The sequence below is a fragment of the Yersinia sp. 2542 StPb PI genome, assembly GCF_048593855.1.
Taxonomy (GTDB): domain Bacteria; phylum Pseudomonadota; class Gammaproteobacteria; order Enterobacterales; family Enterobacteriaceae; genus Yersinia; species Yersinia enterocolitica_E.
Genome location: NZ_JAZGQA010000450.1, coordinates 1 through 751, shown reverse-complemented (window position 1 = coordinate 751; position 751 = coordinate 1). Strand labels below are relative to the sequence as shown.

Below are 751 nucleotides of genomic sequence, written 5' to 3'. Positions count from 1 at the left end.
GAAAATTTTTCTAGCATTTGTTCAAGTCCGTCATCACTACGCTCACCTAATTCATTGTTTATATATTCAGTTACTACATTAAGATCTTGAATAATGGATTGCAATAATGGTTTAATATCATCTGCTTGTTCTGCTTGTTCTTCACGCGCTACTCGTGCTGCTCGTTCTTCATTCACTCTATTTTCCATTATGCCATCAGCAATGCCAACCTGATTTTTATTTAAAAAACTCACCTCGACATATTCTGTTATATCTACCTCAGATTGAATATTTGCCAACGCAGAACCATTCAAATGGAATAAATTCCTTAACCAATCTAAAAGTGCCTGCATTACCGTTCTGGAGTCCAGAGTCTCTTCTAACGCCTTAGAGCATTGAGGGAAATATTCAATAGAAATTAAAGGGTTTTCATCACGTAATTGACAGTTTTTATCAAACAAAAACTCACCCGTCAATTTAAAATGATTACAGTTATTTTCACTGTGGATCACCTCATAATGCATGTTCACACCAGATTGACCATTCCCCTCAAAGCAGAAAGTTGGGTGATAATCAGCAGGCAGATCACATTTTAGTGCATTGTTGAAACCTATCATCCTTTCTGCCAATGACGTTTCAGCCAAAGAACTCAGTAACTTGTGCAGGTTTGTGTCTTGATAATTGTCCGATGAATTAACCCAGTCATTTTTACATAAACAATCTAATGCCTGATTAATTCCATCATTTTTTCCTAAAGAAAACTGTCCCTCAC

Annotated in this window: 1 protein-coding gene; it reads right to left on the bottom strand. The window is 36.2% G+C overall.

Features of this window, described 5'->3' with window-relative positions; all coding sequences use genetic code 11:
- On the bottom strand, positions 1–751 hold a 751-nt coding region (locus tag V1952_RS22225), incomplete at both ends, for a hypothetical protein (protein ID WP_420075593.1).